Genomic DNA, 17,348 nt, shown 5'->3' with positions numbered 1-17,348 from the left:
TGCAAATCAGACGACCTCGGTTCGACTCCGGGTTCCGCCTCCATATTTAAAGTTTTAGTGTCGCCCGGGTGGTGAAATTGGTAGACACAAGGGATTTAAAATCCCTCGCTTGTAAGAGCGTGCCGGTTCAAGTCCGGCCCCGGGCACCATTAGTTCTAAAGCCTAACTCAGCAACAATAGAGTTAAATGTGATGCGGTGCTAGCTCAGCTGCATCCAGAGAGACGCAACCTTTGTTTGTGAATCTCTTAAACTATGAGCTAAATGTGGTGCGGTACTAGCTCAGCTGCATTGTAGAGAGACGCAACCTTTGTTGTGACTTATCTAAATTATGAGCTAAATGTGATGCGGTACTAGCTCTGCTGCATCATAGAGAGACGCAACCTTTGTTTGTGAATCTCTTAAACTATGAGCTAATTGTGATGCGGTACTAGCTCAGCTGGTAGAGCGCAACCTTGCCAAGGTTGAGGTCACGAGTTCGAGCCTCGTGTACCGCTCCAAATCGATAAAAACCTGACCTTGAGTCAGGTTTTTTTTTATCTGTAAAAACTATAAAGTAGCCATTCTTGGAGTTGGATTCGTATTGCTACTGCCCAGACATCTAAACAAGCATAGCTTTGTGGTGCTCTTTTACTCACAGTAACGGCTAGCTGGCTGTGGCTATTAACCACATTTAACTTAACAATGAATATTTAAAGTGGAGCAACGCTGTATATGAGTTTTAGCCCGTTATTAGATGAATTAATCAAAAGCTTACAATGTTTACCCGGTGTTGGCCCGAAATCAGCTCAGCGGATGGCTTTTTATTTACTGGATAAAAACCGCAGTGGCGCGAGTAAGTTAAGCCACGTTCTTGCTTCGGCCATTGATAATATCGGGCACTGTCAAAGTTGCCGTACCTTTACCGAAGATGATATTTGTCGCTTATGTTTAAATCCAAAGCGTCAACAAAGCGGCCAATTATGTGTCGTCGAAAGTCCAGCTGATCTATTGGCTATTGAGCAAACCGCGCAGTTTTCAGGCACCTATTTTGTCTTAATGGGGCATCTCTCCCCTCTAGATGGTATTGGTCCCAATGATATAGGGCTCGATATCTTGGCAACGCGTTTAGCTAAAGGCAATATAAGTGAGCTTATTTTGGCTACCAATCCTACCGTGGAAGGTGAGGCGACGGCTTATTATATTGCGGAGTTAGCTCGAGAGCAGCAAATCAATGTTAGCCGAATTGCTCATGGCGTGCCTGTAGGTGGCGAGCTAGAGCTTGTTGATGGCACAACTTTGTCCCATTCTTTTGCGGGTCGCATCTCTATTAAGTAGCAAAACCAACAAAAAAGGGAAAATTTATCAATTTTCCCTTGAAACCCCTCCACTGTAACCCCACCTTAGTCCTAGTGTTAAACCCTGTAAAATAAGAGACGTAAGATGACAGACGCCGTACATACAGAAACTCATGGCTTTCAAGCCGAAGTAAAACAACTATTACAGCTAATGATCCATTCTTTGTATAGTAACAAAGAGATCTTCCTTCGTGAGTTAGTGTCTAATGCCGCAGATGCTTCAGACAAACTGCGTTTCAAAGCGTTATCAGATGACACCTTGTACGAAAATGATGGCGACCTCAAAGTTCGCTTAAGTTTCGACAAAGACGCTAAAACCATTACCATTTCAGATAATGGTATTGGTATGACTCGTGATCAAGTGATTGAGCACTTAGGAACGATTGCAAAATCAGGTACAAAAGAATTCTTTAACCAGCTATCGGGTGATCAAGCGCGTGACTCACAGCTTATTGGTCAATTTGGTGTTGGTTTTTACTCTGCTTTTATCGTGGCAGATAAAGTAACCGTTAACACACGTGCTGCTGGTGTGAGTCATGAGCAAGGTGTGCAATGGCAGTCTGCTGGCGAAGGTGATTATACCGTAGCCGATATTACTAAGGCAGATCGCGGTACTGAGATTATCTTACACCTACGCGAAGGTGAAGATGATTTACTTAACGAATGGCAATTACGCCAAATTGTCAGTAAGTATTCTGACCATATCAGTATTCCTGTCGAAATGTGGAAAGCGGAAGAGCCTGAGTCTGAAGGGCCAGATGGTGAAAAAATTCCAGCTAAGCCAGGTTATTGGGAGTCGGTAAACAAAGCAACCGCACTGTGGACTCGCAGTAAAGGTGAAATATCAGACGAAGAATACAAAGAGTTTTACAAACATATTTCGCACGACTTTGAAGATCCACTAAAGTGGTCTCATAACCGCGTTGAAGGTGAGCAAGAATACACCAGTTTATTGTATATCCCTGCGCGTGCACCATTTGATATGTGGAACCGCGAGAAACAACATGGCTTAAAACTCTATGTGCAGCGTGTATTCATCATGGATGATGCCGACCAGTTTATGCCGACTTACCTGCGTTTTGTTAAAGGGGTACTTGACTCAAACGATCTTCCGCTAAACGTGTCGCGTGAAATTCTTCAAGATACGAAAGTGACCACTAAGTTGCGTAATGCTTGCAGCAAACGCGTGCTGTCGATGCTGGAAAAACTGGCTAAAGATGAAGAGAAATACCAGCCGTTCTGGAATGAATTTGGTCAAGTGTTAAAAGAAGGCCCTGCTGAAGACTTCGCTAATAAAGATAAGGTGGCTAAGTTACTGCGTTTTGCTTCAACCTATAATGATGAAGCAGTACAGAATGTTTCTTTCGATGCGTATATTGAGCGCATGAAAGAAGGTCAAGAGAAGATTTATTACATTACGGCTGATAGCTTTAATGCGGCGAAAAACTCTGCTCATTTAGAGATTTTCCGCAAAAAAGGCATTGAAGTCTTCTTAATGTATGATCGTATCGACGAATGGTTATTGAGCCACTTAAACGAGTTTGCAGGTAAGCAGTTAGTATCGGTAACCAAAGGTGATTTAGATCTTGGCGATTTAGAAGATGCTGAAGCGAAAGAGCAAAAAGAGAAGCAAGAAACTGAATTTGCTAGCTTCTTAGAGCGGGCTAAAACTGCGTTAGGTGACAAAGTGGCAGAGGTGCGCCTTACTCACCGTTTAACGGATACGCCATCTTGTATTGTTGCTGGCGCTCATGACATGAGCACTCAAATGATTAAGCTGATGCAGTCAGTCGGCCAAACCGTACCAGAACAAAAACCGGTGTTTGAGTTAAACCCAGATCATGCCATGGTTAAGCATGTGGCAGATATACAAGATGAAGCGTCGTTTGAGGAGTGGGTAAATCTATTGCTTGAACAAGCCGTATTGTCCGAAAAAGGCAGCTTAGATGATCCATCTGAGTTTGTTAGTCGCATTAATGCGCTTCTGATGAAGTAAATTCATCCGTTAATGCTAATCAAAGGGAGCTAAATGCTCCCTTTTTTATTGTTAAATAAAGATAAGTGCAGTGGGTCACGCCAATTTTCACTGAATATTTTATACTTAGATAGGAAGGATTACTCAATAACTGTCCACATTCAACTATAAACAGTGAGCTAAGCCGAGTAAGTTAGCCAACTGTGTTAAACTCAAACCACACAACATAAAGCAAGGATGGCTTTGATGTATGTTACTCAAAATCAGCAGTGGAACTATTGCTTATGCAAATAAGGTTACCTGTATTTGCCGTCTTACTGATTTTAGCTGTTGCTATTGCGCCTGCGAGTTTTGTCGCTGTAATGCAATACAAACAGACCTATGCCGCAGTAGAAAAAGCGGCGCAAAACAATTTAGCTTTACATGCTCGTTTAGCTGGTGAAAAGTTGATTAATCACATATCGATGTTGAGTACGAGTCTTAGCTACTTAGCAAAAGATAAAGGCCAAAGTGATATACAAGATACTCAGCCGAGGGTCATCAATAATACATTTAGGCAATTTACCAATAGCTATCGCGGGGTCCATTCTCTGTACTATATGGATCCTCAAGGTCAGATCATTACCGGGATCGGGGCCAGCGTTGCAGATGTCCAACGTGCTAATTTCTTAGACCAATTTAAGCGCTTAAATGGTTCTTTGAATCACAGTGGCTTTATTCACTACAGCAACTCCAAACTCGTTCCAAATGCTGCTAATCCGTATGGCGTAGCGTTGATAACCCCTTTAAATGACTCTCACGATAAACAAACCGGATATTTGTTGGCGTTGGTTTCTATTGACAGTTTTAGCCAAGTGCTACGGTTTGTGATCCCTGAGTTTAGCGTGGCATTTTACTTGGGTGACAAGTGGATTGGTGGCGATTATTGGAATAGCCCTGATGAGTATAGTTTTTATGATTTTGTGGTATCAGAGCAGCCACAAGGCTATTTCAACCCCTTTGAGATAAAAGTGGTACTAGCCGAGCCCTCTGAACGTCTTGCTCAAGAGGTTGAAGAAGTGCTAGCTCCCTTACTCAGTGCACAAATAGCCGCTCTTAGTATTGCACTTTTTATAACTATCATATTTTCGCGTTTGATCTCAAAGACTCTTGGACGACTTTACACCCTCATCCGTGATTTTCAGTCTGACTCCAATGCACCACAACGGCATCGATTTATTATCCTTGAATTCAATCAAGTTTATCAGCTCATCACGGAAATGAAGCGCACGATAGGGCATCAAGTTATCCACCTAAAACAAAAAAATACAGAGCTTATTAATGCCGATGCCTTAAGAGAAAAATATCTAAACCGAGTTGAAGAATTAAATAAAGAGTTAGAGCATAAGGTTTCGCAGCGCACAGCAGAGTTAGAGCACACGTTACGCTTAGTGGAAGAAGGTAATACCGTACTCGAACGGGTGATTTTATATCGCCGTGCATTGCAAAATGCCATGAGCAATGAGGACGTTGCAATCCTGACATTAGAAAACTTACAGTTAACGATTGATAAAATGCAGTTTGCTTTGTACTTAGCGGATGGGCGTGGTAATGGCGAGGTGATGTTGCAATCAACATCCGCCAATTTTGATCTCGTGGCAATGCAAGAAGAAGTCAATCAGTTTGGTGATGAAGCGTGGCAACAGGGTATTTGTTCACTGGACAATGGGGTGCCAGTATTGCGACTTGGCAGTAGACAACAGCCGATCGGCTGGTTAGCTGCCAATAAAATGCCAGCGATAGAGTATTCGCAATGGCTATTATTGTTTGGCAAAGAGCTCAGTAGCTTTTTAGAAATACGAGCGTTAACTCAAGAGCTCGATTATTTGGCTAATACAGATAGCTTAACAGGCCTCTCAAACCGCAAAGCGTTTGATGATGATTTAGAGTCTTATGAGACACAGTTAGATGCTGAAGTCGGCTTATTTATCATCGATGTCAACGGCCTAAAACAAGTTAATGACAACAAAGGTCATCAAGTGGGTGACCAGTTACTGGTTAAAGTGGCCGAATTACTACGCTATTGTGCCGATGGTATCACTGATAAGTGCTACCGGTTAGGTGGCGACGAATACGCCATTATCCTAACGAATGAACAATTAGAGCAAAACCAACTACTTTATCAACGTTTATTAGAAGAACAACCTCGAGTTGATTTCGCTTTTGATGTGCTCGGTGGGTTTGACCAGTTTAGTTGTAGCATTGGTTATGCTTCAACTGAAAATACTGCATTTTCAATGTTATACAACGTGGCAGATCAGAATATGTACAGCGTGAAGCAAGCCCATTACCGCCATGTGCGACAACGTTAGACTAAGGTTTAACAGGCTTAACGTGGTCATAGACTTGAGTAATTTAGGGTAGCAGTGTAAATTGCTGCTTCTTAATTTTTAAACTATAAAGCACACAATATTATTAGGGGAGTTTTTATGCGCATTATTCTTTTAGGCGCGCCAGGGGCAGGCAAGGGTACACAAGCTCAATTCATTATGGAAAAGTACAACGTGCCACAAATCTCTACTGGTGACATGTTACGCGCAGCGATTAAAGCCGGTACCGAATTAGGCTTGAAGGCAAAAGAAGTAATGGATGCAGGCCAACTAGTGTCAGATGACTTAATCATTGGCTTAGTTAAAGAGCGTGTTGCACAAGAAGACTGTAAAGCGGGTTTTTTGCTTGATGGTTTCCCACGTACGATCCCACAAGCCAACGCGATGAAAGAAAATGGCATTGATGTTGATTACACTCTTGAATTTGATGTGCCAGACGAAGAGATTGTTAAACGCATGAGCGGTCGCCGTGTTCACCCTGGCTCAGGCCGTGTTTATCACCTTGTTTACAATCCACCGAAAGTTGAAGGTAAAGATGATGTAACCGGTGAAGACTTAGCTATTCGTCCAGATGACGTAGAAGAGACAGTACGTAAGCGTTTGGCTATCTACCACGAGCAAACTAAGCCATTGGTAGACTTTTACACTAAAGATGCCGAAGCTGGTCTAAGCAAGTACTATAAATTAGACGGTACGCAAAGTGTTGATGCCGTTAGCCAAGAGCTTGCTACTATTCTTGGATAATTATCTATAAAAGATAATAAAAAACCTCCACCAGGGAGGTTTTTTTATACCTAAAATAACGTGTCAAAGAGGGGGTGGCGCAACTAGTGCAATCTAGTTGTATGCTGCGCTTGAGCAATATCATTCCCATCGAGAAAAATAGCCGCTCCCATGCCAATTTGAGCCGCCGCTTTCAGCTTTGATAAGCTAGCACTTTGTAAGCCGTCAATGCTGCAAACCACTAAACGGGTGTGAGTTGATTGTAAGGCTAATTCTAAGCATCGCGCTTTACTCAGCTGTTGATGTGATTTAATACATAATATTTTTTGACTATTTACACCTAGGCTGGTTAACAAAGGTAAATTTAACTTTGCCGGAGGGTCAATAAATACTAACCAACCCGACTGCTGACCATAATGAATCAATTTATCGAGTAATGAATTATAGCGTTCGCTTTGATTAACAGGCTGCTTGGCTAGCGCTGTTGACTCATCCATTTTGTCCATCAAAGTGGATAAATCTAACGTCATAGACTCAAGATTAGGCTGAGATAATGAATGAGATATGAGCTGCATAGTTTGCCTCTTGTTTAAATATACACGCTGTATGTGTATACAGTATATCGAGGCAGGTTGTTGGTCAAGCAAACTGTGCAAAAAAAGCACAAAAATGTGACTTAATTGAATTTCTTGGATCTTTGCTGCTATTTAACGGGGTGCAATATGCTATTTTCTATTACTTGTAGTCATTTCAATTAGTCTTTGAGCTTTATGAATAAGTTGTTTGTTGAACTTATTAATATTGTTGGGGTGATAAGTAAGCGGTTAATTTATCATTGTGATGAGTGGCTGGTTCCCCTTGGTGCTATACACTTGCCACAAGGCTCGATGACTACCAGGTTTAACATATTGAATCTAAAAGATTTAAATTATTTCTGCTGAAGCTGTATATAATTGTTGTGTTTAGCGTTTTTCAAGTTAAAATGCCGAAAAATCAGCAGCGTGCCTACGTGTTGCTTGATGCCACACTGAGGCCAAATCTCAGGGCAAAATAACGTAAAAAAATAGCCAGTATTAGTGCAAGCTAGGCTGACATTTCAACGCTATCCCGTTTGAAATGTAAATAAAAATGACACAAATTATCATTCTTGGTGTGGGTGCATGCCAAGGTTATTTTGACAGCCCATGAGGGTGGTTCACCTTAAGGTGGACAACCGACATGGCTACCCATTTGGAATATAGACTGTGACTGAGTATCAACCTCTTTTGCAACTCTCTGGGGTCAGTAAAACGTTTGCCGACAACACGGTGCTCGACGCGTTAGATCTCACTATTTATGATGGTGAGTTCCTCACCTTATTAGGCCCTTCTGGCTGTGGTAAAACCACGGTACTGCGCATTATTGCAGGCTTTGAACAAGAAGATTGCGGCAGTGTGATGCTGGATCAGCAAAACCTTGCGGTACTCAAAGCTGAGCTGCGCCCAGTTAATACCGTGTTTCAAAGCTATGCTTTATTCCCTCATATGACGGTATACGAAAACATCGCGTTTGGCTTAAAAATGCACAAGGTCGCTAAAGCAGACATCAAAACCCGTGTTGATGAAGCACTGCGCATGGTGCGCCTTGACAGCTTTGCTCAGCGCAAGCCGCATCAATTATCAGGCGGACAACAGCAGCGCGTTGCCATTGCGCGAGCGGTGGTTAACCGTCCACGTTTGTTACTACTTGATGAATCTCTCAGCGCACTTGATTACAAACTGCGCCAAGAGATGCAAATTGAGCTAAAACGATTACAGCGTCAGTTGAACATCACCTTTGTCTATGTGACTCACGATCAAGAAGAAGCCTTGTCGATGTCGGATCGTATTGTGGTACTCAACAAAGGCAAGGTACAGCAAATTGGTACACCCCGTGAAATCTACGAAAATCCCGCCAATTTGTTTGTTGCCCGTTTCATCGGTGAAATTAACCAATTTGATGGCCATGTAGTACGCCGAATTGACGAGCAACATGTTGAAGTGGTTGCTGAAGGGGCTGATTGGGTGGTGAAAACCGATCATCCTTTTGTCGCTGACGATAAAGTACATGTATTACTGCGCCCTGAAGATATCAGGTTAACCAAGTCTGAATTAGTCTTAGACTCGGTTCACGTAGAAGGCCATATTTACGAATGCAGCTACAAAGGCAAAACCTTAGATTCTTACATTCGTTTAGCGTCAGGCACAAAAGTGATCGCCAGTGAATTTTTTGACGAAGATGACCCCGATTTTGACTATCGATTAGAACAAAAAGTAGCGTTGCAATGGACGACAGGCTGGGAAGTGGTGTTGCCTTATGAATATGCAAATTAATCAATTTCGGTTTTGGGCGATAGGCCTTGCCACTAGCTGGTTGGCATTGTTTGTACTGGTGCCGAGCTTAATGGTCTTGGTGACGAGCTTTTTAACCCGCGACCCAGATTTTTTAATTCGCTTTGAGTTCAGTCTTGATGGCTGGCGCAGCGTATTTGATCCTAGCTTTATCAGCTTACTGTGGGACTCATTGTCGATGGCGCTGATCACGGCGTGCATTTGTTTGGCCATTGCTTATCCGTTTGTGATGTGCCTGATGAGCTTGCCAAGTAAATGGCGCCCGATCATCTTATTCTTATTAATCGTACCCTTTTGGACTAACTCGTTAGTGCGTATCTATGCCATTCAATACCTGCTGGGTAAGAAGGGTTTGATTAACGATGCCATGTTAGGGATAGGGCTGATTGATAAGCCGTTAGACTTACTGTACACCCCGTTTGCGGTGATCTTTGGTCTGAGTTACATCTTATTGCCGTTTATGATCTTACCGATTTATTCGGCGATGGAAAAACTAGACTTACGATTATTGGATGCTGCCAAAGATTTAGGCGCCAATGCGGCGCAACGGCTATGGCGCATCACCTTGCCGCTCACCTTGCCGGGCATTGTTGCGGGCAGTCTGATGGTGATTTTACCGGCCATGGGCATGTTTTTTGTCGCCGATTTATTGGGTGGCTCGAAACACGCATTACTGGGTAACGTGATAAAAAATCAATTTATTCAAACCCGAGATTGGCCGTTTGGCGCAGCCCTGAGTGTACTGATGATAATATTGCTGTCATTTATGTTGTGGCTTTATTACCGCGCGACTAAGTTGTCTAACCGTCAAGGGGGCATCAATGACTCAGACTTTTAAATTCGGCTTTATTGGCCTCGTACTGTTTTACGTTTACAGCCCGATTTTTGTCTTAATGGTGAACTCGGTAAACGGCTCTAGATATGGCAATAAATGGCAAGGTTTTACCTTTAAATGGTATGAGAAGTTATTTGAAAACGATGCCTTGATGCAAGCCGCTTGGCACTCATTGGTTGTTGGTATCACCAGTGCCACTGCGGCCACCGTAATTGGTACATTAGCAGCGGTGGCATTGCAGCGGTATCGTTTTTACGGCAAAGGCGCAGTATCGTCTTTAGTGTTTGTCAGTATGTTAACGCCTGATATCGTGATGGCCATTGCGCTGCTGATCTTATTTGTCACCTTAGGGATAGAGCTTGGCTATATTTCCCTATTGATAGCGCACATTACTTTCTGCTTACCGTTTGTGATCATTAGTGTGTTCTCAAGACTTAAGGGCCTTGATATGTCGGTCACTGAAGCTGCGCGCGATTTAGGCGCGAACGAGTGGCAAGTATTTAGCAAAATTATCCTGCCTATGATTTTGCCAGCAGTGGCGTCAGGGTGGTTACTCAGTTTCACCTTATCAATTGATGATGTGATTGTTAGCGCCTTTGTCACCGGGCCGGGCTATGAAATATTACCGTTAAAAGTGTATTCCATGGTGCGTGTTGGTGTGTCGCCAGAGGTCAATGCCATTTCTACCTTGCTGTTTGTTGGCTCGGTAGTCTTAATCGTTATTTCACAGCTATTACTGCGCTACAAGCGTAAATAGTGATGCTTAAATATACTTTTGCAATCATTTGCGTATAAAGGAACAAACAAATGAATAAATGGTTAACACTTGCAGCGGCAACGCTGATGAGTTTTTCTGCAGTAGCAGCTGAAAAAGTAGTGTTATACAACTGGGCTGATTACATTCCCGATACCGTTTTAAAGCAATTTACTAAAGAAACGGGCATTGAAGTGGAAGTGGCGACATTTGATAGTAATGAGTCGATGTTTGCTAAGTTACAGTTATTAAAAGGCAAAGGTTACGACCTTACGATCCCGACCACGTTTTTCATCGAGCGTATGAAGCGTGCCGATCTGATCCAGCCGATTGATAAATCGAAATTAACCAATTTTGGCAACCTAGAGCCAAACTTACTTAATCAATCATACGATCCTAATAACGAGTACAGCGTGCCATATCTTTGGGGTAGCACGGCGATCACGGTGAATACCGACGAAATTGACCCAAAAACTATTACCAAGTGGGCTGATTTATGGAAGCCTGAATACAAAGGCCAAATTTTACTACTAGACGATGTGCGTGACATTTTCTTAATGGCATTAAAAGTAAAAGGCTTTGAGAACAATACGCGTAACGAAGATGAAATTCGTCAAGCTTATGAGCTATTGGTTGAGTTATTGCCAAACGTAAAACTGTTCCTGTCTGATTCGCCAAAAGGTCCACTGATCCAAGGTAATGTACCGATGGGCGTAATGTGGAACGGTGAAGCTTATATGGCACAAGTTGAAATGGATACCGTTGCATATATCTACCCAGAAGAAGGCGCAACGCTGTGGGTTGATAGCTTTGTTATTCCAAAAGGCGCAGCCAATGTCGAAGGTGCCCATAAGTTTATCGACTTTGTATTGCGCCCAGAAATAGGCAAAATCATTATTGAAGAAATTGGTTACTCAACACCAAACAAAGCAACGGTGCCGCTGTTAAGTGAAGAGCTACGTAATAATCCGATGGTGGTGCCACCGGCTGAAGTGCTTGAAAAAGGCAGCTTCCATAACGACCTTGGCGATGCTAACGCGATTTATGAGAAATACTGGCAAATGCTGAAACAAAAGCAATCCTAACTAATTAGTTACCAATGCAAACCGGCCAAATACGGCCGGTTTTTTTGTGTGGGCGAAAACTAATCTTTTTCTTGTCTTAGTGTCAGCTGGCCATCTAAATGGACATCACGCTGCGGGAAGGCAATGACAATATTATGTTCATTGAACAGCTCATAAATCCGAAAGCGGATATTACTGCGAATCATCCTTAAATCGGTTTCTGAATGGGCACAAATCCAAAACACGGCGTCAAAAATTAAAGCATTATCACCAAAGTCTTCAAAAATAACCGACGAGCTCGGTTGCTTGAGAATTTCTTTTTTTTCGTTCAATACTTGTTGTATCAGTTTAGCGACTAACACCACATCTTCGCCATAGGCGACGCCTACACGCACCGTGGAGCGCGCATTGTTATCAATCAGGGTCCAGTTTGTCACCGTATTTTCTAGTAGTTGGCTGTTTGGCACTAACATGTGTACGCCGTCATTCCGGCGGATCAGGGTCGAACGGGTATTAATACTCTCAACCACACCGCGCGCTTCACCCACTTCGAGAAAATCACCAATACGAATGGGGCGCTCCCACATTAAAATCCAGCCACTGATAAAGTTATTGATGATGTTTTGTGCACCAAAACCGACGCCAATAGCAATTGCACCGGAGACAAAAGCAAACGCAGTGAGGGGAATATTGAGCACTTCGAGACTGGTAATTACCAAAATACTGATGGTGATAACGAGATAAATTCGAGAGAACAAATGCACAGCATCAGGGCTAACATTGCGCGCTTTAAGTGTTTTGCGGATCAATCGTCCTAAGCGGCTAACTAAGTACCAAGTCAACACGAGTAAGCAAGGTACAAGCATTAACTGAGCGACGGTGATAGGGCTACCGCTATAATTGAACAGCACAAAAGACAGTGCGCTTTTGATAACTTCTAAGTCCATATTGATTCTCTCTCGATTATATCATCGGCTAAGGTCGTAATTTATTGTTGTGATTATGGGGCATTATTTATGCAATTGATGCTTTAGCTGCTTTTATTGCCAAATCAGTGAAAGAGCAAATAATCACCAACAACTCACTTTATTGTTTGATTTAATAGTATATGGTTATACCAGACCATTTATCTTATTTAAGTCAAGGAACAACATGGGTTCGAATCATATAGAAGTGCGTCATCTAAGCAAAGCCGACATGGAAGAACTGAGAAATGCTTGTGCGGATGTATATCCCGTTGAAGAGCTTAACGCATGGGATGAAAAAGCCCTGGATGCATTGCTTACTCGTTTCCCTAAAGGTCAAATTTGCATTTGTGTCGATGGCAAAGTGGTTGGCTGTGCTTTTTCACTGATCATTAACTACAGCAAATTTGGTGATGATCATACTTATGATGAAATCACCTCCAAAATGACATTTAGCCATCATGATCCCGATGGCGATGTGTTATATGGCATCGAAGTATTCATTCACCCAGAATATCGGGGCATGCGTTTAGCACGGCGATTGTATGGCGCCCGTAAAGAGTTATGTGAAAACCTCAACTTGCGCGCCATTATTGCGGGTGGTCGAATGCCAGGATACAGCAAAGTAGCGGAGAAGATGACGGCGAAAGAGTACATTGAAAAAGTTAAGAATAAAGAGATCCACGATCCCGTATTAAGCTTTCAATTGGCCAATGACTTCCACGTACGTAAACTATTACAAAATTATCTCGCGGGTGATATCGAATCACATGAATATGCCACGTTAATTGAATGGCCAAATATTTATTACACTCGCTCGGTTAAGCTAATTAACGCGCCTAAATCTGAGGTGCGCCTAGGCTTAGTGCAATGGCAAATGCGACAAATGTCAGGCTTGGAGGATTTATTTGAGCAATTAGAGTTTTTTGTTGATGCCGTCTCTGATTATGAAAGTGATTTTATCTTATTTCCTGAGTTGTTTAATGCGCCGTTAATGGCGCAATTTCATCACCTAAGTATTCCCGAAACCATTCGCAAGTTGGCCGGTTTTACAGAAGCTATCCGCGACAAATTTGTTGAGTTTGCGATTAAATACAACATTAATATTATCACTGGGAGCATGCCATTTTTAAATGGCGATGAGCTGTACAACTCGGGCTTTTTGTGTCGTCGAGATGGTACCTGGGAGCGCTACGACAAAATACACATCACGCCGTCAGAAGACCGAAACTGGATCATGACAGGTGGACAAAATATCCGAGTGTTTGATACCGATTGCGGCAAAATTGGCATCATGATTTGTTATGATGTTGAATTCCCAGAATATTCAAGATTGCTAGCAGATCAGGGTATGAATATACTCTTTGTCCCCTTTTTGACTGATACGCAAAATGGCTATACCCGGGTGCGACATTGCGCGATGGCAAGGGCCATTGAAAATGAATGCTATGTGGCTATCGCTGGGGCCGTGGGTAATCTGGCTAAGGTGAATAATATGGATATTCAATATGCGCAATCTGCTTTGTTTACGCCATCAGATTTTGCATTTCCAAACACCGGGATCAAAGCGGAAGCTACGCCAAATTCAGAAATGAGTGTGATAGTGGATGTTAATCTTGATTTACTCAAAGCTCTTCACAGTCATGGTAGTGTTACCACCATGAAAGACCGTCGTCACGATCTATACACGCTTACTTTAAACAATAAATAAGCTGATTTACTTAAGTAATATTACTTTCAAGCCAGCCTTTTTCGGCTGGCTTGTTTACTTAATGAGTCATGGCATGGTGCAATAGCGACTCAAGGTAACCATCTGAGTAGCATACCAATGACAACAATCACTATCGTAAATGTCCCGGGCTATACCAATGCAGGGCCGCAACACTGGCAAACCATCATCGAAAACAAATACCGCAATGTGGTGCGGGTTCAGCAAGACAATTGGGAAAATCCCGTCCGAGAGCAATGGATCACGGGAGTCAATAACACCGTCACTCAGATAGAGGGTAAAGTCATTCTAGTGGGGCACAGCTGTGGCGCGGTTGCCATAACACAGTGGGCTGTGCAATATGCGAGCACTAACACAAGTGCTCAAGTGATTGGCGCTTTACTCGTCGCGCCGGCGGATATCGACGCAGACACCGCCATTAAGCCGATACAAGTACAGCGACCTTTACCTAAACAATCCTTACCGTTTCCGACCATTTTAGCCTACAGCGATAATGACGATCATACTGCGCTTGAGCGAAGTATATGGATGATTGAGCAATGGGGTAGCCATGGCGTTTTATTCAAAGGCGCCGGTCATTTTCATACAGAAGCGGGTTTTGGTGAATGGCCAGCGGGCGAAGCCCTGATAAATGAACTGGCCGGATTTGATGTGTTACTCCCGCGATAACAGATGGACCTCATTAACGCTTAGGGGGCATTAATGAACTATCCTATGTTTCTAGGCGTAGCATTTACTTAATCTTAACGAAGTTGAAGACTGCATCTTTTGCATGTAGTGTGTTGTTATCGCAAAGTAAAAATGCGACTGACACCTAGACAGATTACTGAACAATCAACTTATCATGATAGGGAGACGGTAAATGACAGAACAAGGTAAATGTCCATTTAATCATGCCGCAGGCGGCGGTACGCAAAATAAAGACTGGTGGCCAAACCAACTCAATCTCAACATTCTTCATCAGCATTCTTCCTCTGCCAATCCTATGGCGCCCGATTTTGACTATGCTAAAGCATTTAACAGTTTAGATATCGAAGCAGTTCGAGCAGACCTCTATGCATTAATGACAGATTCTCAAGCATGGTGGCCTGCTGATTATGGCCATTACGGTCCGTTTTTTATTCGTATGGCTTGGCACAGTGCAGGCACTTATCGTACGGCAGATGGTCGTGGCGGGGCTGGCTCGGGCTCACAACGCTTTGCACCGTTAAACAGCTGGCCAGACAATGGTAATTTAGATAAAGCGCGACGCTTACTATGGCCCATTAAGCAAAAATACGGCAATAAAATTTCATGGGCTGACCTGATGATTTTGGCCGGTAACTGCGCCTTAGAATCCATGGGGTTTAAAACCTTTGGTTTTGCTGGTGGCCGAGTAGATGTTTGGGAGCCAGAGCAAGACATTTATTGGGGCACCGAAGGCACTTGGTTAGATGACAAACGTTACCAAGGGGATCGTGAGTTAGAAAACCCATTAGCGGCCGTGCAGATGGGCCTAATCTACGTTAATCCAGAGGGCCCTAATGGTGAGCCTGATCCCCTCGGTTCGGCGCGCGACATTCGTGAAACGTTTGCCCGGATGGCCATGAACGATGAAGAAACCGTTGCCTTAATTGCCGGTGGCCATACCTTTGGTAAAACCCATGGCGCGGGCGATGCTGCTCAAGTAGGGCCGGAGCCGGAAGCAGCTGGATTAGCCGAGCAAGGTCTGGGTTGGAAAAATAGTCAAGGCACAGGTAAAGGCGTTGATACGATCACTAGTGGCCTTGAAGGGGCTTGGACATCCACGCCAACGGTTTGGGACAACGGCTATTTTGATACATTGTTCGGTTACGAATGGGAAAAAGTAAAAAGCCCAGCAGGTGCGGTGCAATGGGCGCCAAAAGACGGCGCAGGCGCAGATACCGTACCCGATGCCCACGACCCTAAACGACGCCATGCCCCGATGATGGCGACATCAGACATAGCATTGCGTGAAGACCCTATTTATCTTGAAATATCAAAACGTTTTCACCAGCACCCTGAGCAACTTGCCGATGCATTTGCGCGCGCATGGTATAAACTGACCCATCGTGATATGGGGCCAAAATCTCGCGCCCTAGGCCCCTTAGTGCCAGATGAAACTATGCTTTGGCAAGACCCGATCCCTGAGCAAACTTATGCGTTGGTGAATGATCAAGATATTGTCCAGCTGCGTAACAAAATTCTTGAATCTGAGTTAACCATTTCAGAGCTAGTGAGCACGGCGTGGGCCTCGGCATCAACTTTTCGCGGCTCTGACATGCGCGGCGGTGCCAACGGTGGCCGCATTCGTCTTGCGCCGCAAAAAGATTGGCCCGTTAACCAACCACAGCAATTAGCTAAGGTGCTTTCTGCGTTAACAGCAATACAAATCGAGTTTAATCAAAAGCAAACCAGCGCTAAGCAAGTGTCATTAGCCGATTTAATCGTGCTCGGCGGCGCGGTTGCCATTGAACAAGCAGCTAAAAATGCGGGGGTAGATATTACCGTTCCTTTTACCCCGGGACGCACTGATGCCTCACTGCAGCAGACGGATGTTGAGTCGTTTGCGGTACTTGAGCCGATAGCGGATGGTTTTAGAAACTATTTAAAACAAGTCTATTCCGTACCCGCTGAAAAGCTATTACTGGACAAAGCGCAATTACTTACCTTAACCGCACCTGAAATGACAGTGCTAGTAGGGGGGCTACGTGTACTTAACATTAATACTGAGCAGTCACCTCTTGGCGTGTTCACCCATCAAAAAGACGTGTTAAGTAATGACTTTTTCTTAAACTTACTGGATATGAACATTGAGTGGAAACCTGTGGATGCGGCTGAAAACACCTTTACGGGATATGATCGTAATAGTGGTCAAGTAGTGTGGCAAGGTAGCCGAGTTGATCTGGTGTTTGGCTCAAACTCTCAACTACGCGCGATTGCCGAAGTCTATGCCTGCAGTGATTCACATCTTCGCTTTGTTGAAGACTTTGTCGCAGCCTGGACTAAAGTAATGGATCTCGATCGGTTTGACTTAGCCTAATCGTTTTAAATGTTAGTATTCAATAGCCCTGCTTTCATTACTGATTGCAGGGCTTTTTTCCTACAGACTGCTTGAGACAGGTTGAGTTTTTAGTGCTCAATTCTCTTAAAGCTTGACATTGTTGCTATCGATTTAAGGTGATATCTTGCGAGCTTATCGATTATACCCAAGCATCTCCAGGTTGATT

General features: G+C 43.5%; 13 protein-coding genes and 2 tRNA genes. 13 read left to right on the top strand and 2 right to left on the bottom strand.

Going from position 1 to position 17,348, the window contains the following annotated elements:
- The first annotated feature begins 62 nt into the window (after positions 1-62).
- The 6 genes from K6Y31_RS12620 (at position 63) to adk (ending at position 6,423) form a co-directional block, all read left to right on the top strand.
- Positions 63-149, top strand: a tRNA-Leu gene (locus tag K6Y31_RS12620).
- A 273-nt stretch (positions 150-422) separates the two neighbouring features.
- A tRNA-Gly gene (locus K6Y31_RS12615) sits at positions 423-498 on the top strand.
- 214 nt (positions 499-712) lie between these two features.
- Positions 713-1,315 carry a recombination mediator RecR gene (gene recR / locus K6Y31_RS12610; RefSeq protein ID WP_233053192.1) on the top strand — a complete coding sequence of 201 codons (603 nt, stop codon included), beginning with the start codon at positions 713-715 and terminating at the stop codon, positions 1,313-1,315.
- 105 nt (positions 1,316-1,420) lie between these two features.
- Positions 1,421-3,331 carry a molecular chaperone HtpG gene (htpG, locus tag K6Y31_RS12605; protein WP_233053181.1) on the top strand — a complete coding sequence of 637 codons (1,911 nt, stop codon included), beginning with the start codon at positions 1,421-1,423 and terminating at the stop codon, positions 3,329-3,331.
- 263 nt (positions 3,332-3,594) lie between these two features.
- Positions 3,595-5,661: a sensor domain-containing diguanylate cyclase gene (locus tag K6Y31_RS12600; RefSeq protein ID WP_233053170.1), complete on the top strand. Its 2,067-nt coding sequence runs from the start codon at positions 3,595-3,597 to the stop codon at positions 5,659-5,661.
- A gap of 117 nt (positions 5,662-5,778) precedes the next feature.
- Complete coding sequence (adk, locus tag K6Y31_RS12595) at positions 5,779-6,423, top strand: adenylate kinase (protein ID WP_233053169.1); 645 nt, start codon at positions 5,779-5,781, stop codon at positions 6,421-6,423.
- A gap of 83 nt (positions 6,424-6,506) precedes the next feature.
- On the opposite strand, the gene K6Y31_RS12590 is transcribed toward adk, so the two are convergent.
- Complete coding sequence (locus K6Y31_RS12590; RefSeq protein WP_233053168.1) at positions 6,507-6,977, bottom strand: hypothetical protein; 471 nt, start codon at positions 6,975-6,977, stop codon at positions 6,507-6,509.
- A gap of 669 nt (positions 6,978-7,646) precedes the next feature.
- Between K6Y31_RS12590 and potA the strand changes: the two genes are divergently transcribed.
- Genes potA through K6Y31_RS12570 form a run of 4 tightly spaced genes read left to right on the top strand, consistent with a single transcriptional unit; the run spans position 7,647 to position 11,445 of the window.
- Complete coding sequence (gene potA / locus K6Y31_RS12585) at positions 7,647-8,753, top strand: spermidine/putrescine ABC transporter ATP-binding protein PotA (RefSeq protein WP_233053167.1); 1,107 nt, start codon at positions 7,647-7,649, stop codon at positions 8,751-8,753.
- A complete protein-coding gene (gene potB, locus K6Y31_RS12580; protein WP_233053166.1) occupies positions 8,737-9,609 on the top strand; it encodes a spermidine/putrescine ABC transporter permease PotB in 873 nt (290 codons plus the stop codon). Before potA ends, potB begins: the two co-directional genes overlap by 17 nt.
- Positions 9,593-10,363: a spermidine/putrescine ABC transporter permease PotC gene (gene potC, locus K6Y31_RS12575; protein ID WP_233053165.1), complete on the top strand. Its 771-nt coding sequence runs from the start codon at positions 9,593-9,595 to the stop codon at positions 10,361-10,363. The genes potB and potC overlap by 17 nt, the downstream gene beginning before the upstream one ends.
- Positions 10,364-10,413: 50 nt before the next feature.
- On the top strand, positions 10,414-11,445 hold the full coding sequence (locus tag K6Y31_RS12570; protein WP_233053164.1) for an extracellular solute-binding protein: 1,032 nt from the start codon (positions 10,414-10,416) through the stop codon (positions 11,443-11,445).
- 59 nt (positions 11,446-11,504) lie between these two features.
- On the opposite strand, the gene K6Y31_RS12565 is transcribed toward K6Y31_RS12570, so the two are convergent.
- On the bottom strand, positions 11,505-12,371 hold the full coding sequence (locus K6Y31_RS12565; protein WP_233053163.1) for a mechanosensitive ion channel family protein: 867 nt from the start codon (positions 12,369-12,371) through the stop codon (positions 11,505-11,507).
- A gap of 205 nt (positions 12,372-12,576) precedes the next feature.
- Here K6Y31_RS12565 and K6Y31_RS12560 point away from each other — a divergent pair, with 205 nt between their 5' ends.
- From K6Y31_RS12560 to katG, 3 genes are all read left to right on the top strand, one after another.
- Positions 12,577-14,100 (top strand): bifunctional GNAT family N-acetyltransferase/carbon-nitrogen hydrolase family protein, encoded by a 1,524-nt coding sequence (locus K6Y31_RS12560; RefSeq protein WP_233053162.1) that lies wholly within the window; start codon positions 12,577-12,579, stop codon positions 14,098-14,100.
- A 117-nt stretch (positions 14,101-14,217) separates the two neighbouring features.
- A complete protein-coding gene (locus K6Y31_RS12555; protein WP_233053161.1) occupies positions 14,218-14,787 on the top strand; it encodes an RBBP9/YdeN family alpha/beta hydrolase in 570 nt (189 codons plus the stop codon).
- Positions 14,788-14,980: 193 nt separating this feature from the next.
- Positions 14,981-17,161, top strand: a complete 2,181-nt coding sequence (gene katG, locus K6Y31_RS12550; protein WP_233053160.1) for a catalase/peroxidase HPI — start codon at positions 14,981-14,983, stop codon at positions 17,159-17,161.
- The last annotated feature ends 187 nt before the right edge of the window (positions 17,162-17,348 follow it).

It is taken from the genome of Motilimonas cestriensis, assembly GCF_021295315.1.
Classification (GTDB): domain Bacteria; phylum Pseudomonadota; class Gammaproteobacteria; order Enterobacterales; family CBDFNC01; genus Motilimonas; species Motilimonas cestriensis.
The sequence above is the reverse complement of the archived record's forward strand: the minus strand, read 5'-3'. Positions and strand labels throughout refer to the sequence as shown.